Here is a 21,903-nt window from a genome sequence, read left to right as displayed (position 1 = left end):
ATTGCGCCTGCGGCTTGTCCGCCACGAGCGGTTTTCACGTTTCTATTTAGTATCGTCGTTACGAAAAGAAAAGGCGCGCGAAACGGCTTCTGTCGCGAAGCAGTCCCATTGCGCGCCTTTCGGGTTTCAGGCGTCCCTCAGTTCATCAGGCCGGCATGCTTCAGCGCCGCGTCGATTGCCGCTTCCGTTGCCGGTTCCAGCGTGCTCATCAACGGCGAGCGGACCTTGCGGTTGCCGCCACGGGTCTTCGAAAGCGCATATTTTGTGCCGCAGACACCAGGTTCCATGAAGATGGCCCGGTGCAGCGGCATCAGGCGGTCCTGATACTCCAGCGCCTTGGCATAGTCGCCTGCAAGCATGGCCGCCTGGAATTCGGAACAGAGGCGTGGCGCAACATTGGCACTGACCGAAATGCAGCCGACGCCACCATGGGCATTGAAGCCGAGCGCCGTGCCATCTTCGCCGGACAGCTGGATGAAATCCTTGCCGCAGGAAATCCGCTGTTCTGAGACGCGGTCGAGCTTGCCCGTCGCATCCTTGACGCCGACGATGTTCTTGTGCGCCTTCACAAGCGCACCCATGGTTTCCGGCGACATATCCACCACCGAGCGCGGCGGGATGTTATAAATGACGATCGGCAGTTTCACCGCTTCGGCAACCGCGGAAAAATGGGCGAAAAGCCCCTTCTGCGTCGGCTTGTTGTAGTAGGGGGTGACCACCAGCAGCGCATCCGCGCCAGCATCCTGCGCGTGCAGGGCAAGTTCGATCGCTTCATCGGTATTGTTGGAGCCCGCGCCCGCAATGACAGGAACCCGTTTCGCCGCTACCTCGATGCACAGCTCGACGACACGTTTGTGCTCGTCGTGGGACAGGGTTGGAGATTCCCCCGTCGTGCCCACAGGCACAAGTCCGTTGCTGCCTTCGGCAATCTGCCATTCCACATGGGCGGCAAATGCCTGTTCGTCCACGGCACCATTGTCCGTGAACGGGGTAATGAGGGCGGGAATTGATCCCTTGAACATACAAAGCTCCTGGCGCCGAGCCGGTTCATGCTTCGGCCGCATTCGATGATTAAAACCGGCACACATTAGTGCCAGCCCTTGGCGCCGACAAGCGCAAAGGCAGCCTATTTTGTCCGAAATTGTCGGAAGTGTGACAGTCGCGGAAGCTCACGCGGCAGGCAAAAAACGAGGCGGTGGAATTTTACGCCGCTCGCAGACCGGTGAATAAAAGTTGATTGGAGTGCCGAGCGGAAAGTAAGGTTTCGTTAAGCACAGTCTCCGTAGATTCCAGAGCGGGATCTGAGGCGAAACTCATAGGTGCAACGCACTGGCGCATTTCGCAATCCCGCTGCAATGAAACGACAATACAAGAAGGTCGATTGTTTCCGTCCGGTGATGAAGAGCGGTATGAAAAAGACAGTTTGGGGATTGATGGCGGCAGGTCTTGCCGCGACTGTTTGGAACGCGCTTGCCGGCCCCGTGCCGGAAGCTGCCGTGCCGCTTCCCTATGTGAAGCCGAATGCGTCTGCTGTTCCCGCCTTCATGCCGGCCTCGCCCGAAATTACCGGCGCCATACCACGCCTTAACCGGCCTGACGATGCGAACCAGCTTAAAGCCGGACTGGATGCGCTTTCCAGCCGTGACACGACACGCGCCATCGCCGTTCGCAACGCCATGCAGACAGGCAGTCTTGACCGGCATATTCTTACCTGGGCGATTGCCATTTCCGGGCAGAAGGACGTGCCTTCCGCCGAAATCACTACAGCCCAGAGCGAGCTGGCGGGGTGGCCGGGTGCGGCGACACTGCGCGCCAATTCCGAAAAGGCGCTTTACCGCGAAAATCCACCGTCACCCCAGGTGCTTGCCGCTTTTGGCAGCGGCCGGCCGGAAACAGCCGAGGGCACCGTGGTGCTCGCCAAGGCCCTCACCTCTTCCGGCAAGGCTTTGGAAGCACAACGCCTCATTCGCCATCTCTGGGTGAGCGAAGGCATGGACAAGGACATGGAAGACCGTGTTCTTGCCGAGTTCCCCACCTATCTGACGCCCGCAGACCACAAGGCGCGGATGGATTATCTGATGTATCGCAGCCGAATCGGCCAGGCGAAACGTTTCGGCGATCTCGGCAAGGCGCAGTCGCTCTACAATGCCTGGGCCGCCGTCCTGCAGCGCTCAGGCAATGCCGTGGCGCTGCTGGGCAAGGTTGACGCCAACTTGCGCAGCGACCCTGCTTTTCTCTTCGCGCGCATCGAAAATATCCGCAACCAGCAGAAATATCCGGAAGCCGCAGCACTTTTAAAGCAGGCCCCGAAGGACACGGCAAAACTCGTCAATCCCGGCGAATGGTGGAACGAGCGGCGAATCATCGCGCGCGGCGTCGCCGATCTCGGCGATTTTGCCGAGGCTTATCGCATCGTCGCCAATCATTCGGCCACATCAGCCGTCGATGTTGCCGATGCGGAATTCCATGCCGGCTGGTACGCGTTGCGGGCACTGCGCGATCCCGCCACGGCTTCACGCCACTTCAACACCCTTTTGCAGACCTCGAACCGGCCACTTTCCGCCTCGCGGGCCTATTATTGGCTCGGGCGGGCAGCGGAAGCCGGCGGACCGGGCAATGCCCGCGATTTCTTCACCAAGGCGGCTGCCCATTCCGGCACCTTTTACGGCCAGCTTGCCGCCGCACGAATCGATGCAAAGACGCTGAACGTCACATACCCTGCTCCGAGCGCTGCCGACCGTGAACGATTTGCCGGCCGCGAAGCCGTGCGGGCCATCGACAGGCTGGAAGCCGCAGGCTACGGCTGGCGGGCCGACAGCCTCTACAGGTCATTGGCAGATCAGCTCGACAGCCCGGGCGAGCTTGCCATTCTGGCAGCAAGGGCGGAGGGCAACGGCAACCATCAGGTATCACTGCAAATCGGCAAGACGGCCTTCAGCCGCGGCATCGATGCGGCGGCACTCGCCTATCCGCTCGGTGTCATTCCCGCCAGTGCCAATATTGCCGGTTCGGGCAAGGCGCTTGCCTATGCCATCGCCCGGCAGGAAAGCGCCTTCAACCCGGCCGCCGTCTCCGCTGCCAATGCTCGCGGGCTGCTTCAATTGCTGCCGGGAACCGCCAAGGGCGTGGCCGGGCGCCACGGCCTGCCCTACACTCAGGCAATGCTGACCAGCGACGCCGGATATAACGCCACGCTCGGCGCACATTATCTCGGCGAACAGATCGACAGTTTCGGCGGCTCCTACATCCTCACCTTCATCGCCTATAATGCCGGCCCGAAACGTGTGCCGGAATGGATTGCCCGCTATGGCGACCCGCGTGGCAAGCCGATCGACGACGTCGTGGACTGGATCGAGCGCATCCCCTTCCCCGAAACCCGCAATTACGTGCAGCGGGTGATGGAGAATTATCAGGTCTACAAGACGAGGCTGGGGCAACAGGCCGATATTGTCGATGACCTGCGTCATGGCCGGGCGGGATAGAAGGCCGGTTTATCAGTTGATCACTGTCAAAATATCAAAGCACCGGCACGCCCGGTGCTTTTTTTGTTTTTAGGATTTACAGCACTCAAACGAAAAAGCCCGGCTCGAGAGCCGGGCTTTCCATCACTGACAATGTCAGATCAGATTAGAACGTGCGCTGAAGGCGAACGAAGCCGGTCCAGCTGTCGCCGGTCGGACCATCGACGTCCTGGTAGTTTGCAGCGATCTTGGCATCGAGACCCTGGGTGATCTTGTAATCAACCGTCAGGCCAGCGCGCCATGCATCGTTGTCGCCGGTGAAGTCACCATCAGGAGCGATATCGATCGTACCGAGGTACTGAGCGCCGGGGGTGATGGTCAGCTTGTCAGTTGCCTTGATTGCGTATTCAGCAGCAACTGCCCACTCGGACTCTTCGTAGTAGTAGTTTGCGCCAGAAGCCCAAACGCCAGAGAGACCGAAGGTGCCGGGACCGATGTCAGCATACAGGATAGCGCGGATTGCGCCATTTTCCTGGTCCGTGTCGTAGGAGCCGAGCAGGTTGGCGGTGACAGCACCGAACTTGACACCAACGATACCGCTGACGCCAACGTTGTTCGGGCCTTCGAACGAACCGCCCTTGATATCGCCCGTGAGGTTGGAAACGTCACGACCGGCATCCAGTTCTTCAACGCTGATACCAGCATAGAACGAACCAGCGTCGTAGGTGTAACGCAGAGCGTTGCCACGGGTGGTGTTGGAAGACAGGATGTCGGTTTCGCCGGAGAGATCATCATCCCACCAGGTGTACATGTAACCGACCTTCAGGCCGCCGAGCTCGATGAAAGCCTGGTCGACGTTTACGCCGCGGCTCGAGTCGTTGTTAGCCTGGCCACGAAGACCGATGTAACCACGCAGAGCGCCGAGTTCGGTGTCGGTGCGGGTGTCGATGTTGAACTGGGCGCGCGTGAACGAGTTCCAGTCAGACGTACCGGACTGGTTACGACCGAAGTCCGTCTGGAAACGGATGTAACCGTCGAACTTCAGGCAGGTTTCGGTGCCGGGGATGTAGAAGAAGCCGGTGCCGAAAGCGTCGCAAACGCGAACGTATTCCAGGGGCTCAGGCTCAGCAGCGACGATAGCGTCGGCAGCGTGAGCGCCGGATACTGCTGCGAGAGCCGCAGCGGAGCCGATCAAAAGGCTCTTGATGTTCATGGTTGACCTCCAGTCAAACGCTTAATTTTCTAAGCAGCGGGTGGGGAAACACAACTAAATGCGTGCCGCTTATGGAGATGATTAGAGCCAAAACCGGTCGGGGAGGCAATCCCAATGATGACAAAAGGAAGACAGTAAGGGGACCTTAGTTTTGCATTGTTGCGAAATAGCTACAATTCTAACCGACGGGCAGCACTTCCTAACAAAACGTTAATAATTCATGCTTTTCAGCGACTTAAGCGAAATGCCGATAAATGAGATAAGTCAATCCTCATCCCGCCGCCAGAATTCTGACATCGCTGCGCCATGGGAAAGCGTCGGAAACGCGGTGCCATTGGTGGGAAATCGGGCTGTCGGCAGCAAGGCTTCCATCCGCAGCAGGAGAGAATCAGTTCCCAGTTCGACAGGCCCAAAACAGTTGAGTGGCAAACGAATCAACAACGATACAAACCGACCTAAGCCGTAACGGAAAGTCGCCGGGATATCGAAACGCCGGCCAATCGACGCTTTGCCTGCCCCTCGCCAATGTGCATCAAACAAAAAAGCCCGGCTCAAGAGCCGGGCTTTCCATCACTGACAATGTCAGATCAGATTAGAACGTGCGCTGAAGGCGAACGAAACCAACCCAGCTGTCGCCGCCGCCGTTTACACCTTCGGTGCCGTCTACGTCCTGGTAGTTAACCGAAACGAGCGTGGAGAGGCCCTGGGTGATCTTGTAGCCAACAGCTACGCCAGCGCGCCATGCATCGCGATCGCCAACGAAGTCGTTGTCAGCGCCGATGTCGATCTTGCTGAAGTACTGAGCGCCGGGGGTGATGGTCAGCTTGTCAGTTGCCTTGATTGCGTATTCAGCAGCAACAGTCCACTCGGACTCTTCGTAGTAGTTGTTTGCGCCAGAAGCCCAAATACCAGAGATACCGAAGGTGCCCGGACCGATGTCAGCCGTGACGATTGCACGGATTGCACCATTTTCCTGGTCGGTGTCGTAGCCGCCGAGCAGGTTAGCCTTAACGGCACCGAAGTTAGCACCGATGATGCCGCTTACGCCAACGTTGTTAGCAGATTCGAACGAACCGCCCTTTGTCAGAGCTGCAGAGATGTTGGAAGTGCCGCGAGCAGCATCCAGCTCTTCAACTGCAACGCCTACGTAGAACGAGCCAGCGTCGTAGGTGTAACGGATAGCGTTCAGACGCGTAGCGTTCGAAGAAAGGCTATCGACTTCGCCGGAGAGACCATCATCCCACCAGTTGTAGTAGTAACCGACCTTCAGGCCGCCGAGCTCGATGAAAGCCTGGTCGACAACAACGCCACGTGCGGAGTCGTTGTTAGCCTGACCACGAAGACCGATGTAACCACGCAGAGCGCCGAGTTCGGTGTCGGTGCGGGTGTCGATGTTGAACTGAGCGCGGGTGAACGAGTTCCAGTCAGACGAACCGGACAGGTTACGGCCGAAGTCGGTCTGGAAACGGATGTAACCATCGAACTTCAGGCAGGTTTCGGTGCCGGGGATGTAGAAGAAGCCGGTGCCGAAAGCGTCGCAAACGCGAACGTATTCCAGGGGCTCAGGCTCAGCAGCGACGATAGCGTCGGCAGCGTGAGCGCCGGATACTGCTGCGAGAGCCGCAGCGGAGCCGATGAGAAGGCTCTTGATGTTCATGATTGACCTCCAGTCAAAGTTTTTAAGTGGGTCTGGGTACTTTTGCCGAAGGACAGCATTCCCTGCCCCATTCCCGTGTTCTTAGAAGCCAAACGATCCACCGCCTCGCTTCTGGTCGTGAAAATACAAAACGTTTCGCCGCTTGCAATCGCCAACATCCGATAAAGCGCATTTACGTACATGCTTCATTTCGGTTTGTTGCGGAAACAGCACACAGTGGGCACGCGGCCCACAGGTGGCTTTACCATGCGTTAAGAAATGACTTGAAAATCCGTTAGTTAGCGCGGTTAACAAGGTCTTTCTAAACTATAGGCCTTTTCCGAGATCCCTTGCCCCGCCGGGCAAGGGCGACGGAAACTTTTGCCCCGTTCCGGCCCCACCCTTAGTATGGCACCCCGGCGCGCACAGAGAAACAACAGTGAAACCCGCGCGGTTCGCCACCGATTCCCCGATCAACGATTCGGCTCACAGGCTCCGGCACTTCAATTGCTTGGCCGATTGCGTCCGCAAGCGTTACGGGACGAGTCGCCAAAACGGCGCGCGATACGAGTGTGTGTCATTTGGGTACAGAGTACTTTGTAACTGCCTGCAAGAAACGAGGGGCAGAATCGCCTCGACGCACTAGCTCTCTCCACTATCCTGCGGTTTATCGCAGGGGTCCGGCGTTTCGCGAAACGCGCTGAAGAACGAACTGGCATGCCGAAACGCATGCGTTGGGTGTCTGCTGCGAAGAAGTAGCTGTTTAGGGAGATTTATAATTTCAGGCTTCGTGCCGAAATGGCGGAGAGGATGTCCGCCACGCTCCGTAAGCTATTGAAATTACTGACACGATTTGATTGACAATGGCCATATTTGCCATAGTTTCCTGCATAAAGTTATGACAACGGGCGAAGCATGGCACGCAACAAGCTTTCAGAAACCAAGATCAAGACGCTAACGAAGCCGGGCATATACGGCGACGGTGATGGCTTGTTTCTTCGCGTGCGCGCCGGTGGCAGCCGTCAGTGGGTGTTCATCTACAAACGTGCAGGTAAGCGCGTTGAGATCGGTCTGGGCGGATACGGCCAAGGCACGGCGCCCGTGCCACTTTCTTTGGCCCGCGAAAAGGCGGATGAGGTCCGTGCGCGGTTGGCGCGCGGCGAGGATCTGGCGACGCGCAAAACATTCGCCGACGTCATGGAAGACGTCATTGCCGTGAAGGAAGCCAGCTTCAAGAATGAGAAGCATAAGGCGCAATGGCGAATGACGCTCGATGAATACGCGAAGGCGCTCCACAAGAAGCCGGTTGGCGAAATCACACGCGACGACGTTGTTGAAGCCCTCAAACCTATCTGGACCACCATTCCGGAAACCGCCGACCGAACCAGAATGCGAATCGCAGCGGTATTGGACCATGCGCGGGCACGCGGGCTGTTCACCGGTGATAACCCGGCCAGCTGGCGCGGTGGCTTGAAAGAGCTTCTGCCCGCACGAAGCAAGCTCACGCGCGGCCACCATGCAGCGGCGGCATATAAAGACATGCCTGCTATCATGGCGAAGCTTCGGGCAAGTGACGCTGTTTCGGCTCGGGCCGTGGAGTTTACCGCCCTCACCGCTTCACGTTCTGGCGAAGTCCGCGGCGCCGTCTGGTCTGAAATTGATTTCGCCCAGGCGGTTTGGATTGTGCCAGCTGAGAGAATGAAGGTTGGCCGCGAGCACCGCGTTCCGCTCACCGGCCGAATGCTGGCTATCCTTGAGGCGCGTAAGCAGGTGGCGACTGGTGACTTGATATTTGAAGGCGGCAAAGAAGGCGCAGCTATATCAGACACAGCCATGGTGAAGAGCCTGCGTGCCGCGTCAGAGGATAAAAAAATCACCTTGCACGGCCTGCGTTCATCATTCCGCGACTGGGCGGGTGATACCACTGGCCACCCCCGAGAGGTTGCGGAAGCTGCCCTTGCCCACGCCGTGGGTGATGTCGTTGAACAAGCATACCGCCGAAGTGACGCGCTCGCGAAGCGTCGTGCCATGATGGAGGACTGGACCGAATACTGCGAAAGCAAGGTTTCAACAGTTTCCAAATCTTGACAAATTTGTAAAATCGGTCTATTAAATGAGCGTCGCAATTGTGGTGGTTGCGGCATTCGGCGGGGTGGTTCCCGCCAAGACGCAGCGCCGGGAAAACCGGCTAATTGGCGCCCAGCGCCACGAACCTTCTCCGGTATCAGCCGGCAACCGAACCTTCTCAAAAAATCATCGTTCCATTTCACGCCATGACTCTGTCTTGCCTTCGAGGAGACACCATGACCATTCCAGCGAATGACAACAAGCCACGACTGATGACGCCGAAAGAAGCAGCGGCCGCAACGACTATGTCGCGCGTGCTGCTTGCCCGCATGTCCAAAGAAAACCGCTTCCCGCAGCCGGTGCAGATCGGCCTTAAGCGCATCGCCTACGTCCGTGCCGAGGTGGAGGATTGGATCGAGACAGCGATCGGCGCGAGGGTGGCCTAAACCAACCCCAAACATCATCATAAACTGCAACGTCCGGCGCTGCCGGCGAAGGAGAAGCTATGACTGAAACACAATCGACAGTCCTCACCGCTTGCGATTTCGATACCATCTTGCCCCCCCCTGTTACGTCCGCGGAGTTCCTTGGGACGTTAGCGAAAAGACTGGCCTACAAATTCTCTGAGCAATTCGAGCAAGAGGCTGAGGGCCGAGAGTGCTCTTTTGAAGAGCTTGAAGATGAAGACGCGCCGATATGTATCGACTTCACTGTATCGGCTTGGCGCGCCATCATCGCGAACCTGCGCACGATCGCAGCCGCCTAACCACCCTCACAATCGCCAACAGACAACACCCTGCCGGCGCCCACCGGCAGGAACGCATTCGCGCGCTCTCCTGAAAGGATTGAGATGGACCACCAATCGCTCAACGATGACGATATCGAGCGTCTAACCGACTACATGACCGCTGGCGCCTATGTGCTCAAGACAAAGAACGGCTTTCGCATTCCCGGCCTTGTCGTCGACCAGTGGCGAGAAAACGGCTTTGCCGTCCTGCGCACAAACGCCCTGGCTGCGCGCTACGGCGTCGGCCGCAAAACCATGTGGAATACCATCAAGGGCGCGATCGATGCCGGTTTCATCAAGGAGATCGGGCGCACCGAGGACGGCCGCGCGATGTACATCCCTGTCGTCGAGCGCGGGGATGAATGGCGGGCGGCACATGACGCACGGATGGCTAAATATGAGCGATAAACCAGATGGCCTTCTGGCGAAGCATATGTTGCTCCTTATGGTGATCCGCACAGATTGGGCAACCAAACTCGATCACAAGGTGATGGCCGAATTGATTGAGCGTTACGTTTCACGACATGGGAATGCGCGGGCAAGCCTCAGGTATCTGGAAAAGGCGACCAACGCGACCCGCGCCAATGTCGTGGCGTCCCTTCGCAGGTTAGTGGATAACCGCGCGATTGAGCTCGTACGCGAAGGTCAAGGAACCCGCCCCAGCGAATACAGGCCAAACTTCGGCTTTTCTAGCGGTATTGCTGGCGATACCTCTAGTAGTGGTATTGTGTACGATACCACTACGGAAACCAGCGGTATTGCAGGCAATACCCCTAGTGGTTCTGTAGGCGATACCTCTAATCGGTCTAGCGGTATCGCAGGCAATACCGAATCCCTCTTACTTGTCCCGGTTACAACCGGTGACAAAGTAAGAGATACATCCGCAGCGGGCACGGGGTCGGGCCTGTCGGCCGCCCCGGCCCGTGCGTCTGATCGCGTGACGAGGATTGTGGCGAGTGAAATCCAGAAGGATGAAGAAGACGACTCATTGTGGCTTCATATGGAGTTTGAGGTCGACGGGGGCGCGAGGGAGCCATATGCGATCTGTATCCACAGCAATGACCAGGCAACGCAGGACCGTGGCACGAAGAGGATAGAGAGGCTCAAGATCGCGTTGGGTATCGACGAAATCGGTGAGCCCAGCGACGTGATAGGTGTTCCGTTGCTTCTTACGGCCAGCGACGACTTTCTTCCATTGGAGGCCACATGACCAGTCCACGAGACATACACTCGCTCGACGACCTGCTGGCGATGTCGGGCGGGAACTGGCGGTGTTTGCTAGGGCGGCTTAGGGGCGCTTTGACTGCGATGAGTGATCCTTTTGACGATCACTCATCCCATCCATTGTCGTCATCAACATCTTCGACCGACTCTGGATCTGGAGCGCGGTTAGTCTCTCGGCCCTGAAAGGTCTCGGGCGGATAGTGCTTGAGAAGTTCGTCGTAGACCTCGCCCTTTTTGGCATACTTCAAAAGGCGAAATCTTATAATTAAGCGTTTAAAGTCTTTGGCAAAATCATTCAAAGCGTTGCAGCCCGCAATAGCAACTTCAAAACTTGTCATTTGGCCGCGCACGAGATTTCCAAATTCGTTTTTTTCCTCGTAAGTGAGACGATCGTCGCGTTCGACGCGATCAAGAGTTTCGTAAACCAATCGAAAATACGCACCTAACGTGCTCTCGTAGCGAACGTGAACGTTCTCGGCATACAATTTCGCGAGTTCTTCGACTGTAATATCTTGTTTCTGGCGAAGCGCCCCAATGATGGCGTAACGCATTTCGCGATAGGCCGCCCTGAAGGCAAAATGTTCTCTTTTTACCTGGTCTTTGGCTTTAGGATTGGCCAACAGGTATTTTTCTGAGTTTGCGAATCTAACATCCCTCCTGTTCTCGCGAATCACCCCTAGGAGCTGAAAGAAGTTTGCCTCAAAGCGCTGCCTATGCTGGTCCTCCTGCTGCAATCTAAGGGCTCGACCCTGTAGCAAAAGCGTTCCAACAACGGCGGTTGCCCCCAAGGCACCGAACAACGCATTGTAGGCTCCAAACGAATCCCCCCAAGGACCGGCTTGCTCCGGAATATAGATCGAATTTAGTGCCCAATGCGCAATTTGAACTGAGTGAAACGCCCAGTAAATCCAAGCCCCTATGACAACGATGGCCGCGAGCGAGATGGTGAGGATTATTTTACGCATCATGTAACCTTCGAGGTGCGATATCGGGATCGGCGCCGGGTCTGCGGTGTATTTATCACCGTCTAAGCAGACAGGAAGGTCGGGGCGATTTTGCACCGGCCGTTTTTTTAAACCACCGCTGTTCTTATGGATTCCACCCAGTTACCGTTCATAGTGAAATAGGCGCCGCCAAGAATGCACGACGCAGATAAAGCGCCGAAAATGATCGCGCCCCAGTTGGTCACATCTAGACCCCACGTATGGACACTTTGACCTGTCCACTGTTCAGGGTCCCATAGCATTGGCTTATTGGCCCAAGCGTCATAGTTGTCACTGTGCATCGACCAATTTATCCAAGCCATGAAGCCAGACAACAAGGTTAGCATCAGTCCGGCGACGAACCACCAAACCGTCCATTGATATTTGGACAAGGCTTCGGGTTTCTCGGCGAGATCACTAAGAAATGTAAAGAGACCAAACAGCGCGCCGCCGTGGATCAAGAGCAGGCTTGCGAGTAGCCAGCGCCCCCACTGACTTGCAACATCAAACGTCGCGCGCTGCATCTCTTTGTAGTCTTTGTAGACGATATCGGCGACCTCGTGTCGCTCCTTCATGAATTGTTTTGTTTGAGGTGCAAGTGTCATATTGACAACCTCTGGCCCGACGCGATTTGTTTCGCTTTGACGGCTGCAAGCCGCGCTGGCCTTACGAAAAGACGGTCAAGAAGGTCGAGGGTAAGTTCTTCGAGGGCCTCTGCTTCTTCCATCGTATATGGATCAACGTCATGCGTTGCATCGTTGCCGTCTAAAGCGGCAACATCGGCAAGTTCGACAATTTCTTCGTCCAGAATTTTCATTTCTCCGAGAGACTTAATTCTGACGCGGAGCGCTTGCGCTGGCGACTTATTAGCAAGGCGCCCATCATTTGCGTAGATGAACTTCGTAGCAACATCCACGGTTTTGCGAAACATTGCTCCAGCCGCCTCGTACCTCATCATTTGCCGGCACGCATTGGCCTCAATGAACAGATCGGCAACGCGCTGTGGAATGGAATCAGAAACCGCGAGCTCGGAAACTCCAATCTTCACTGCTTCGATGCGTGTCACTATCGGCTTGATGTCACCCTCGCCCGCATATCCCGACGGCGTGTAGCCGTTCACTTGAAGGCGACAACCATAGACTGACACCCTCTGGCACGCGTGGCACGCTAACGCCAACTCCCAATCGTATCCGTACTCGTCGTTCATTTTTTCCCCGATCAGGGTATGCTGAACATGAGTGGCGGGGCACCTTACGCAATCAGTGATTAAGAAAGCCATTTTTCTACTCTAAGCGGCAATGCAAGAAAATTCTCACGTAAGTAAAAAATGCGCCAGCTTAAATCTTAGGTCTCCACAAAATTACTAATCGAAAGATTGGTACGCGCTGCTGCTGACTTCACAATTCACAGCAAAAGTCAAGCAAATATTGACAAATTTGTAAAATTGGTCTAGGGTGTAACTCGCTGATTTTCGGCGCTTCCGCACATAGAAAATTTCCTCTTTCCGAAAGGTCTGCTCACCTTGAAGAAGATCACGCTTGCGAAAAATCCGCTTAAGCACATTCCCGCAAATGACAATCCCGTAGATTTCAATGACGTTCCTATTGCCGACCGCAAACACTGGTTGGGAGACATCGATCGCGGCGCCGGCTTCGGCTTCCGCGATGTCGAGAACCATCCATATCGGTTGGCAGTGAGATACGGTCGGGATGCTTCAGGCAAATGGGATTTCTCGCACCCACTGCCCCACATCAAACTGGACGTGCAAAAGCGCGACATCCAATGGGCAGACGCCCACCTATTCGATACCCAGGAGCGCGACCCCATTGAGGCGAACCGCATCGTTTTGGCGAGGAAGGTGGAGGATGAACGGCAGGCAATGCGCCCCCAGCGCTACCGGCTCGCGGTTCGGGCTAATATCGGCGCTCCCCAGGCAAGCCGCGAACTTCTTGAAGAAGCCAAGCCCCTGCTGGCGACACAGGAAGAGCGAAAATGGGCTGGAGAAGGTTTGCCGGTTGAGGCAGAGTTTCGGACGGGACGCATCGCCGAAAATCTTCGGAACATCGCCGCGGATTTTGTCGATGTCTACGAAACGGCAAACCGCGAAGGCACAGCCATCTGTGAGCGACGGATCGACGCAAGGCATGCTGCAGCATTCATTCGCTACCGCACGATGCACCTCTGGCGTCCGCTGGTCGATGCTCTTGTCTTCGGGAAGACGATGGCGGCTATCGGCAGGGAATACGGCGGCAACAAGGAAGATGCTGCCAAGCTTGGCCGGCAGAAGGTCGTTGACGCCCTGCTAATCGCGAAGGAATGTTTCGCCGATATGACCGACATGAAGAGGCGCGAACGCGAAGCCGAGGCAGACGGGACGACCATCAAGGATGCCCACGTCTCGACATTGGGGCGCAAGTCCACCGACCTACCGAAGACATGGCACACGGCCGCAAATGACAATCGCGCCGCCATTCTCAAAGTCGCATAGGGGGTGGGGGTCGGTCTGGCCTGATGTGATATAATGGTTCTATGAATTTCAATTGGCGGTCTTCGGGCCGCCTTTTTTGTTTCTGACGGCAGGGCCTTGGGTCGCGCTATCGGAAGCCGGAGCGAGCAGGCTCCGGCACCAATCATGGTGCGCACGGATGTACTGCCACCCTGAAATCCCGCGAGTGGTATCGCGGTTCGATCGCGCGCTCTGCCGACGTCTGTCTCCTCGATGACCGGCAGAGCGCCTGCGATTTTTTTTGCTCAAGTAATCCCAATTGTCAAGAAATAGGAGGTGCACTATGCGCCTGTACGAATGCGTGCACCTTTTCGCGCGCCGGCTCGGCATGAAAGTCGGCAGGGTCCAGGCTATCGCCGGAAAGCTGCAAGACGACTGCAAGCTTCAAAAGACCGAAGGAAGCCGCCGTTTTCCAATTGATATTTCAGAGCCCGAGGTCGTCACGCTTCTGTTGGCGCTTCTCGGGGAATCGGGAATCGGAACAGGCCCGCTGGCATCAAAGACCTTCGGCGCCCTGACCACCACAGACGGCCAGCGCTTCGATACGCTCCTAAGCGAACTCCTCTTCGGGCCACCACGGCAGGTGCGCCACCTCATGGTTCGCCAGTCACCCGCTGGCGTATCCGTCACGGTCGATAACCAGCACTTGCTTTTCGGCGACCCGCCATCCCGCGACAGCGCCTCGCCAGCTCGCATAGTTCCGGGTGAAGCAGTCGCTGCCATAGCTGCTGAACTCCAAGGCCAGTCACCAGCTCAGGCCGACGCCCTGGCCGCAATCATCAACATTGGAAAAAACTGATGTCCATCAAAGACCTCATCATGGCAGCCGCAGACGTGGCCAGCCAGCAATCACCTGCATCCGACGTGGTGGCCCTTGTGAAACACGGTGCCGCTGCCCGCGCCCATGTTTGGGAGTGGCACTACGCCAGCACCCCCGAACGAGAGCGACTAGCCGAAAAGCTGGCCGCAAGCACCACAGAATTCCGCGCCGCCGTCGCAGCAACGGAAAAGGCGTTGGCCGAAGAATTGGCCGACGACAACGCCAGACGCGATCGAGTTCGCGCAGAAAACCCCTCAATTTTCAAGGACTAAAATATGACTGATCTGGCAACACTTATCCGTGAAGTTGGCGACAAATTTGACGCCTGGGCAGCCGACCTGTCTGAGCGAATTTCTGGGCTCGAAAAACGAGCCGCCCGCGAAAAAGACAACGACAACTACGATGCTACCAACTCCCTTGCGGCTTCATTGGTGAACAGCCCAGCCTTCAAGGATCTGAATGAAGGCCGCGTGCGTGGCAGTGCGTCGGTAGAGATGGCGGCCATCACCTCAGGCAACACCACGGTCGGCACAGGCCGTTCTGCGGCAACTTCGCTTGTACCTGCTGACCGCCGCCCTGGCATCATCGCCAAGCCTGACCGTGTTCTGACCGTGCGCGATCTCATCGCCCCTGGCACCACTACGGCTGGTTCAATCGAATTCGTTCAGGAAACCGGCTACACGAACAACGCTGCGCCCGTGGCCGAGACAACCGCCAAGCCGTATTCGGATCTGACGTTCGACATGAAGACTGCGCCGGTTCGTACAATCGCGCACCTGTTCAAGATCAGCATCCAGATGCTCGCTGATGGCCCTGGCCTGATTTCCTACCTCGATCTGCGCGGCACAACCGGCCTCAAGATCAAGGAAGAAAACCAGCTCCTCTTTGGCTCTGGCACAGGTCAGAATATCGCTGGTCTGGTTCCACAGGCTACGGCGTTCGACAATGCGCTTCGTAAGACAGGCGACACGCGCATCGACACGCTGAGGCACGCCATCCTTCAGGTGCGGCGCGCCGAGTATCGCGCAACTGGCATTGTGCTCCACCCTGACGACCTTGAGGCTTTGGAGCTGACCAAGGACGCAGGCGGAAACTACATCATCGGCAATCCAATTGACGGCGGCCTTGACCGCGTCTGGCGCCTGCCGATTGTCGACACCACCGCCATGCCCGCCGGCCAGTTCCTTGTCGGTGCTCTCGCTACTGCCGCGCAGGTCTTCGACCGACAGCAGGTTACTTTCGAAATCAGCACCGAAAACGCTGATGACTTCGAGAAGAACATGGCGACTGCGCGCGTTGAAGAACGTCTGGCTTTGGCGGTCTACCGTCCTGAGAGCCTGATCACAGGTACGTTCGCAGCCTAACGCCATCCAGATAGTGGGGTGTGATTCCGCCCCGCTATCAAAGGCCAGCCGTATTAGCCCCCTGCGGCTGGCCACCCCTTCACATATAAGGATTAAACAATGCCGTCAGGGCGAATTATCAAGTGGATGACTGACCGAGGATTCGGCTTCATTCAGGAAGACGGAGAGCGCGGCAATGCTGGCGACTTCGTACACATCAGCGCAATGCCAGACACTGATGCGCCGCGCATTGGCCAGCGCTTCGACTTTGACCGCGTCACCGGCATGGATGGACGCACCAAAGCGGTAAACGTCCGCGAGGTGACGACGTGGGGCGAGGCAGCATACCTATGACCCACCCGGGGGTGGTCAAAAAGTCCGAGACCCCTCGGCCACGGACCGGCGCGGGAATGCTCTTTTAATGCAAACACAGATTTTTGCCTCGCGCACGCGCAAACGCGCGCGAGAAATCACTGAGTTTTTTCGCCTGAATTCATCGGTTTGATGAGTATCTATCTCTGATATGCATATTGAAGTAGGTGCCTGCGGAAGACGCTTTGATTATCCCAAGATAAACTCTTTCTGGCACGCGGTAGTAGTCGTACGGCCCACCGCTCTCAACGAACCAGATGCTCATTGTAGACGTGGCATCGTTGTATTCCACTCGCGATATCGCGCTTGATCTCAAATACGGCACTTAGTCGTCCTTCTGGTGAGCTGCCCCTGATGGGTCAGATTACGCGCCTGACTTTCTAGAAGTTGAACGAGAGCTGTTTCGGCATAGAGCGAAAGTGAGCGCAGACGGTCTCCTGACGTCCAAACCGCTTACGAACATATGCTCGCACACGTACCAGCCTTGCCTTGATATTTCTCATACCTGCTTCCTTCTTCTTAGCGGTTGGAGAGACCGCCCTCTCAGCCAACGAACTGTTGACCGTGCCCCGTGTGAGCAGCCGTTTCGGCCTTGGAAGAATTTGTCAGGGGCAGCTCTCAGACAGAGTGAGCCAAAACGCGATTCGCATCCAGATTGCCACCATAGCGAGAACTCGCTATCCACAAGGAAAACCCAAGATGACAGCACAACCTTTTGCTCTTATCGATGCCGACTTCGCCGACGGCACCTACACATTCGGCCTCACGTGGCCCCTTGCATCAGAATGGGAGAAGACGACGGAACGTAGTCTATACGCCACGCTTATCCACATCATGCGCACGGGTATCGCACAGCTCCATGACACCCGCGAGCTAGTCCGTCTTGGCCTTATTGGGGGCGGCATGGCTCCTTCTGACGCGTTGCGCATGGTGCGCACGTATGTCGAGGAGCGGCCTGCAGCTGAGAATTTCAGCCTGGTTGTGAAGATCGTGGATGCGTTTTTTCATGGCAAGGGAGTTCCCGAATTCGATCCGGAACAGGCCGTCGTCGATGGCTAAAGTCCAAGGATGGGATCGTCTAAAGCGTAGGCTTGGTAAAATCCCGAAAGCGGTGCGCGAGCAGACACAACCGTCAATCACTTCCGCTGCCGATGATGTGGCGGAAGTGATTAGGGCTTTAGCACCGAAATACGATGGCGATTTGCGGGACAGCATCGAAGTTACCGGCGGCGGGCAGTCAACTCCGCCCTATAGTCTGCCTGGACGATCTATGGTCGTCCCTGAGAACGCCGCAATGATCACAGCCGGCAATTCTAAGGTACGCTATGCGCATCTCGTCGAGTTCGGCACTCGCGCGCATATCGCCGGCGGTCAGTTTGAAGGCGCAGAGATACCAGCCATCCCCGCGCATCCATTCTTTTTCTCGGGTTTCCGCACAGCAAAGAAAAAGGCTGGCCAGAAAATCAAGCGGGCGATGTCGAAGGCGATAAGGAGCACAAAGAATGGCAATTGAATATGAAAGACTTGCCGTCATGCTCGAGGCCCGCGTTGCGGATTTCGAGAAAAAAATTGCCGGTGCCACGCGCAACGCCGAGCGCAATTTCAAGCGAGTCGAAACCACTTCCGCCAGAATGCAGGCCCGGTTGAATTCGACCTATTCGGGGATCGCTGCCAGCGCGGCGAAGGCCTTTGCCCTTATCGGCGGTGCCCAGGGCTTTCGCCAGCTGTCGGATAGCGGAACGCGCATCACCAACTCCCTGAAGGTAGCGGGCCTCGCTGGCGAAGAACTTGAAGGCGTGTATCAGAAGCTTTTCACGGCGGCACAGAAGAATGCCGCCCCGCTCGAAACACTGGTGCAGTTGTACGGCCGCGTATCGCTGGTGCAAAAAGAGCTGGGCGTCTCGTCGGACGATATCATCGGCCTGTCCAGCAACGTTGCCTTGGCGCTGCGCGCATCTGGCCAATCCAGCCAGGAAGCATCCGGCGCCCTGTTGCAGCTGTCGCAGGCTTTGGGCGCCGGCGTAGTCCGCGCCGAGGAATTCAACTCAATTTTGGAGGGTGCACCAACCATCCTGCAGGCCGCTGCCGCCGGCATCAAGCAGGCCGAAGGATCGGTCGCGAAGCTCCGCAACATCATGCTGGAAGGCAAGCTTTCCTCAAAGGCATTCTTCGACGGCATCAATGCTGGCGCACCGGTGCTTGAGCAAAAGGTTGCCGGTGCGGTGCTGACGGTCGACCAGAGACTTGAAAACCTTCGCACCGCCCTGACGAACTCTGTCCGCAGGTTCAACGAATCCACCCAGGCTGCGAACACGTTCGGCGGCGCGATCGACAACATGGCGAACTTCGTCAACAGCGTCGACATGGATGGCCTAGCATCTGATATTCAGTACGTTATCGAAAAGCTCAACGCTGGTGCAAAAGCAGCTCAAGACTTCGCCGAGTGGGTCGGAAAGGCAAGCGGCCTTCAGAACATTGGTCAAGGTGCTATAAGCGCGTTAGACAGCGACGGCGATGGCAAGCTATCTGCGCTGGGCGGCGCGCTGACGGTCAACTCAACCGTTAAAGCCAGCGACAAGCTCGTCGACAACACCCAGAGGCGGCTGGAACTGGAAAAGCAGATTGCGGAGATCAAGGCCAATCCGGCCAACGTTCTCGGTCAGGCTGAAATCAGGCAGCTTGAGGGGCAGATCAAGGCCCTGCAAGAAGCGCAGACCAGAACTGCGTCCAGCATCATTCAGGACACGCTGAACGACAAGCCGCTCAAGTACCCCACCAGTGCACCTGTAATTGTGGGTGGAGGCGAGACCAAAACCGTCAACGGCAAGAAATTCACGCCCGTCGACATCACCGATAAGAAATATCAGGTCACAGCCGACAAAGACGGCAAATCCAGCAGGAAGCGTGCTGATGAGTACGCCCGCGAGGTCGAGCAGATCACAAAGCGCACCGCAGCTCTGAACGCTGAGACGGCAGCGCAGGCTGGCCTGAATCCTCTCCTGAACGACTACGGGCATTCCATTGAGTTCGCCCGCGCCAAACAGGAACTCTTGACCGCGGCGCAAGAGGCTGGCGTTAAAATCACGCCTGAACTTACGGCCAGTATCGAGGATCTAGCGGCAGGTTACGCGAACGCTGTTGTCGAATCCGAGCGGCTTTCCGAAAAGCAGGATGAAATCCGCCAGCGCGCCGAAGAGGCCATGGAAACCGCCAAGGGCGTCACACGAGGCATGATTGACGGCTTCATTGAAGGCGCAAGCGCGGCAGACATTCTGGCTGACAGCCTCAAGAAGATTGGTAACTCGCTGATCAATGACGTGCTGAACAACATTTTCAAAATTAACAACGCCGGTGGCAGCGGTGGAGGATTGTTCGACCTTTTCGGTGGACTGTTTGGTGGTGGTGGAGGAGGTAAAAGCTACTTCCCCGCAGCACCTACAGGCAGCCTGTACAACGACGGTGGCCGGACCGGATCAATCACATTCTCAAACAAACCAGAGGTATACGCGTGAGCGCTATAGCAGCCGTTATTCAGCCAGACGCCGTCCATTTGCTTGCCGATGGCGCTTTCTACGATCCCGAAACCGGTCTTGTTACTGGCCTTGAATGTAAGGTCAGAAGGATTCCGAATGTGCCGGCGGTCTATTCCAGTCGCGGTGCCGCAATCGCATTCCCCATCTTCGAGGCGATCTGTGAGGCCAGTCAGTTTCGTAAGTTCGACGAGGTGGTGGCGGTCCTTCCAGCGTTGCTCAACCTGCATGATTCTTACTTGAGGCTGTTCGGCAAGGAAGGGTCAGAAATCGTCGTTGCCGGCTGGTCAGAGATCCGCAATCGTGGCGAAATCTACGCACGACAGTCGCACAGCGATACCGACCAGCTTGCGCGGGGTGAGTGTTACAAGTGGACCGAAGGTCGGGTTTGCTTCGGCGTTGACTGGGAAGACGTTCCGGATCCACAGGCTTTCACACCTGCTGGTGCAGTCGAAGCGTTCCGGCGCTTCCGCGAGACGCCACATGACCTGCATTGTGGTGAGCGCGAGGAACCTAACATGGGGTACTCAGTCGGTGGGGGCGTATACCACTGCGCTGTGACGGGCTGCGGCGCAGGCGAAATCACCGCAGTGCACGAATGGCCAGAAGATAAGGTTGGCGAGAAAATCCAGCCGCTGGCGGCGTAATTGTCCCGTCGCGGCACGATTTCCTTTGAGTGGGCGGGTGAGAGGCGATTGTTTCGCTTGCCAATTAGCTCATTGATTGAGCTTCAGGAGGCTACGGACTCTGGTCCGTACCTTCTTTTCAGTCGGCTGGATGGGGGCACATGGCGGGTATCTGATATCTCGCATGTCATCTTGTTTGGCCTAATAGGTGGTGGGGTCAGCCCACCGCTAGCGTCTGCTCTAGTAAGTCGGCATGTGGAGCGGCGGTCACCACTTGAGAACCTGATTTCCGCTCAAGTCATTTTGTCTGCCGGCATTGTGGGTGCTCTGGATGAGCCCACTACTGAAAAGCGGCGAAAGCCATCCAAGAGCCCACCCGCTGACCTCCCTAACGGCAAAATCAGGTTCTCATCATTCTATGGATTAGGTGCTGTGATGGGGTTTAGCCCGGAGGCGGTGGGCGACCTATCCCTGTGGCAATTTGCGGCCGCGGTGGAGGGATATGTTGACGCGAACAGCCAAGACGACGGCGCGCTCAGCACTCAGGAAATAGATGAGCTTTGGGCGTGGGTTCAGGAGTGAACTCAACGCAATTTTGCCGACTGAAATAAATGGGTTGCCCCAGACCACCTGTAAAGCGTTTCGCTGAAAGGCAGGCGCAATAGGATGTAGCTGTCGTGCAGGGTGGAACTCACCACGTCTTTGTGCAGTTAATTGCGCAGATCATGCTACAGGTTTTGTAACAATCAATGTGCAACAAAATCAACATTTGGTTGACTGCTACAAATAATTTGTATATCAAAAAGCTACTTCAAGGCCCCGTCCAAGGCTCCAACATTGGATAATCTTAAAACCCACAGGCCTTATCACCCTGTGGGTTTTTTGCTGCAGGAGAGACACGCGGGCAATCTCCTGCAGCGTTGTGCTTAGCGGCGCCTAATCAAAGCCACTAACTGTACAACGGCCAATGCCGCAGGCGGCACAGCCAAAACCAGTAGTATTACTTCAAGACCCATTTCGGCTCCTTTCCTTGGCCGGGTGGATTGTCGGTTTATCAGGCCGACCCCGCATCCGTTGGCAGCATTAGGTCATCCCGCGATGGCTCAATGCTCTCCTTATTCCTCCGGATGTTGCCGAGAAAAGTTATCCCACAATATGCTGGAATTTGGAATCGAAAGAATGCGCTAATACTATATTCAGTATGCATGGCCTGTTGATAGGCGTGTATAGTGTCGTAACGTCGCCTCTATTACTGCTTGCAATATGGTTTGGTGCGCGGAGAAGCACCGAATCTCACACTAAATATCAGCACTTACGGCCATCCACGATGGTATG

General features: G+C 56.5%; 24 protein-coding genes. 16 read left to right on the top strand and 8 right to left on the bottom strand.

What is annotated here, in order from left to right:
* Nucleotides 1–137: 137 nt before the first annotated feature.
* The gene (gene dapA, locus CRP02_RS16235; RefSeq protein ID WP_003512226.1) at nt 138–1,022 is read right to left on the bottom strand and encodes a 4-hydroxy-tetrahydrodipicolinate synthase; all 885 of its coding nucleotides are present in this window, start codon (nt 1,020–1,022) and stop codon (nt 138–140) included.
* Nucleotides 1,023–1,409: 387 nt separating this feature from the next.
* Between dapA and CRP02_RS16230 the strand changes: the two genes are divergently transcribed.
* The gene (locus tag CRP02_RS16230) at nt 1,410–3,482 is read left to right on the top strand and encodes a lytic transglycosylase domain-containing protein (protein ID WP_179784046.1); all 2,073 of its coding nucleotides are present in this window, start codon (nt 1,410–1,412) and stop codon (nt 3,480–3,482) included.
* Nucleotides 3,483–3,627: 145 nt separating this feature from the next.
* On the opposite strand, the gene CRP02_RS16225 is transcribed toward CRP02_RS16230, so the two are convergent.
* From CRP02_RS16225 to CRP02_RS16220, 3 genes are all read right to left on the bottom strand, one after another.
* Nucleotides 3,628–4,674 (bottom strand): porin, encoded by a 1,047-nt coding sequence (locus tag CRP02_RS16225; RefSeq protein ID WP_097102053.1) that lies wholly within the window; start codon nt 4,672–4,674, stop codon nt 3,628–3,630.
* 264 nt (nt 4,675–4,938) lie between these two features.
* Nucleotides 4,939–5,229, bottom strand: coding sequence for a hypothetical protein (locus CRP02_RS27340; protein ID WP_143539325.1), 291 nt, complete (start codon nt 5,227–5,229; stop codon nt 4,939–4,941).
* A gap of 37 nt (nt 5,230–5,266) precedes the next feature.
* The gene (locus CRP02_RS16220) at nt 5,267–6,331 is read right to left on the bottom strand and encodes a porin (protein ID WP_065661187.1); all 1,065 of its coding nucleotides are present in this window, start codon (nt 6,329–6,331) and stop codon (nt 5,267–5,269) included.
* Nucleotides 6,332–7,225: 894 nt separating this feature from the next.
* Between CRP02_RS16220 and CRP02_RS16210 the strand changes: the two genes are divergently transcribed.
* The 5 genes from CRP02_RS16210 (at nt 7,226) to CRP02_RS16190 (ending at nt 10,374) form a co-directional block, all read left to right on the top strand.
* A complete protein-coding gene (locus tag CRP02_RS16210) occupies nt 7,226–8,398 on the top strand; it encodes a tyrosine-type recombinase/integrase (RefSeq protein WP_097171733.1) in 1,173 nt (390 codons plus the stop codon).
* Between the two features lie 215 nt (nt 8,399–8,613).
* Nucleotides 8,614–8,823 carry a helix-turn-helix transcriptional regulator gene (locus CRP02_RS27175; RefSeq protein ID WP_179784045.1) on the top strand — a complete coding sequence of 70 codons (210 nt, stop codon included), beginning with the start codon at nt 8,614–8,616 and terminating at the stop codon, nt 8,821–8,823.
* Nucleotides 8,824–8,882: 59 nt separating this feature from the next.
* The gene (locus CRP02_RS16200) at nt 8,883–9,143 is read left to right on the top strand and encodes a hypothetical protein (protein ID WP_097171732.1); all 261 of its coding nucleotides are present in this window, start codon (nt 8,883–8,885) and stop codon (nt 9,141–9,143) included.
* Between the two features lie 84 nt (nt 9,144–9,227).
* Nucleotides 9,228–9,572: a hypothetical protein gene (locus CRP02_RS16195; RefSeq protein ID WP_097171731.1), complete on the top strand. Its 345-nt coding sequence runs from the start codon at nt 9,228–9,230 to the stop codon at nt 9,570–9,572.
* Nucleotides 9,562–10,374, top strand: a complete 813-nt coding sequence (locus CRP02_RS16190) for a hypothetical protein (protein WP_143539323.1) — start codon at nt 9,562–9,564, stop codon at nt 10,372–10,374. The genes CRP02_RS16195 and CRP02_RS16190 overlap by 11 nt, the downstream gene beginning before the upstream one ends.
* Nucleotides 10,375–10,492: 118 nt before the next feature.
* Here CRP02_RS16190 and CRP02_RS16185 read toward each other — a convergent pair whose 3' ends face one another.
* The 3 genes from CRP02_RS16185 to CRP02_RS16175 all read right to left on the bottom strand — a co-directional run bounded on the left by CRP02_RS16185 (nt 10,493) and on the right by CRP02_RS16175 (nt 12,578).
* Nucleotides 10,493–11,356 carry a putative phage abortive infection protein gene (locus CRP02_RS16185; RefSeq protein WP_323455372.1) on the bottom strand — a complete coding sequence of 288 codons (864 nt, stop codon included), beginning with the start codon at nt 11,354–11,356 and terminating at the stop codon, nt 10,493–10,495.
* A gap of 104 nt (nt 11,357–11,460) precedes the next feature.
* Entirely contained in the window at nt 11,461–11,976 is a 516-nt protein-coding gene (locus CRP02_RS16180) for a hypothetical protein (protein ID WP_097171729.1), read from the bottom strand.
* Nucleotides 11,973–12,578: a DUF4145 domain-containing protein gene (locus CRP02_RS16175; protein WP_179784044.1), complete on the bottom strand. Its 606-nt coding sequence runs from the start codon at nt 12,576–12,578 to the stop codon at nt 11,973–11,975. The genes CRP02_RS16180 and CRP02_RS16175 overlap by 4 nt, the downstream gene beginning before the upstream one ends.
* 315 nt (nt 12,579–12,893) lie before the next feature.
* Between CRP02_RS16175 and CRP02_RS16170 the strand changes: the two genes are divergently transcribed.
* The 5 genes from CRP02_RS16170 to CRP02_RS16150 all read left to right on the top strand — a co-directional run bounded on the left by CRP02_RS16170 (nt 12,894) and on the right by CRP02_RS16150 (nt 16,394).
* On the top strand, nt 12,894–13,859 hold the full coding sequence (locus CRP02_RS16170; RefSeq protein WP_097171727.1) for a hypothetical protein: 966 nt from the start codon (nt 12,894–12,896) through the stop codon (nt 13,857–13,859).
* Between the two features lie 301 nt (nt 13,860–14,160).
* Nucleotides 14,161–14,676, top strand: coding sequence for a hypothetical protein (locus tag CRP02_RS16165; protein WP_097171726.1), 516 nt, complete (start codon nt 14,161–14,163; stop codon nt 14,674–14,676).
* Nucleotides 14,676–14,969, top strand: a complete 294-nt coding sequence (locus CRP02_RS16160) for a hypothetical protein (RefSeq protein ID WP_097171725.1) — start codon at nt 14,676–14,678, stop codon at nt 14,967–14,969. Before CRP02_RS16165 ends, CRP02_RS16160 begins: the two co-directional genes overlap by 1 nt.
* A 3-nt stretch (nt 14,970–14,972) precedes the next feature.
* On the top strand, nt 14,973–16,061 hold the full coding sequence (locus CRP02_RS16155) for a phage major capsid protein (protein ID WP_097171724.1): 1,089 nt from the start codon (nt 14,973–14,975) through the stop codon (nt 16,059–16,061).
* A gap of 126 nt (nt 16,062–16,187) precedes the next feature.
* Complete coding sequence (locus tag CRP02_RS16150) at nt 16,188–16,394, top strand: cold-shock protein (RefSeq protein WP_210200304.1); 207 nt, start codon at nt 16,188–16,190, stop codon at nt 16,392–16,394.
* Nucleotides 16,395–16,533: 139 nt separating this feature from the next.
* Here CRP02_RS16150 and CRP02_RS16145 read toward each other — a convergent pair whose 3' ends face one another.
* On the bottom strand, nt 16,534–16,737 hold the full coding sequence (locus CRP02_RS16145; protein ID WP_313595263.1) for a KTSC domain-containing protein: 204 nt from the start codon (nt 16,735–16,737) through the stop codon (nt 16,534–16,536).
* A gap of 374 nt (nt 16,738–17,111) precedes the next feature.
* On the opposite strand from CRP02_RS16145, the gene CRP02_RS16140 reads away from it, so the two are divergent.
* The 5 genes from CRP02_RS16140 to CRP02_RS28065 are packed head-to-tail and all read left to right on the top strand — an operon-like array spanning nt 17,112 to nt 21,150.
* The gene (locus CRP02_RS16140) at nt 17,112–17,471 is read left to right on the top strand and encodes a gene transfer agent family protein (protein WP_097171722.1); all 360 of its coding nucleotides are present in this window, start codon (nt 17,112–17,114) and stop codon (nt 17,469–17,471) included.
* On the top strand, nt 17,464–17,925 hold the full coding sequence (locus CRP02_RS16135; protein WP_097171721.1) for an HK97-gp10 family putative phage morphogenesis protein: 462 nt from the start codon (nt 17,464–17,466) through the stop codon (nt 17,923–17,925). Before CRP02_RS16140 ends, CRP02_RS16135 begins: the two co-directional genes overlap by 8 nt.
* Entirely contained in the window at nt 17,915–19,924 is a 2,010-nt protein-coding gene (locus tag CRP02_RS16130; RefSeq protein ID WP_097171720.1) for a tape measure protein, read from the top strand. The genes CRP02_RS16135 and CRP02_RS16130 overlap by 11 nt, the downstream gene beginning before the upstream one ends.
* On the top strand, nt 19,921–20,589 hold the full coding sequence (locus CRP02_RS16125; RefSeq protein WP_097171719.1) for a hypothetical protein: 669 nt from the start codon (nt 19,921–19,923) through the stop codon (nt 20,587–20,589). The genes CRP02_RS16130 and CRP02_RS16125 overlap by 4 nt, the downstream gene beginning before the upstream one ends.
* Nucleotides 20,590–21,150: a gene transfer agent family protein gene (locus CRP02_RS28065; protein WP_097171718.1), complete on the top strand. Its 561-nt coding sequence runs from the start codon at nt 20,590–20,592 to the stop codon at nt 21,148–21,150.
* Nucleotides 21,151–21,903: the final 753 nt, after the last annotated feature.

Origin of the sequence: Rhizobium sp. AN5 (genome assembly GCF_900215255.1) — a bacterium.
Classification (GTDB): Bacteria; Pseudomonadota; Alphaproteobacteria; order Rhizobiales; family Rhizobiaceae; genus Agrobacterium; species Agrobacterium tumefaciens.
The sequence above is the reverse complement of the archived record's forward strand: the minus strand, read 5'-3'. Positions and strand labels throughout refer to the sequence as shown.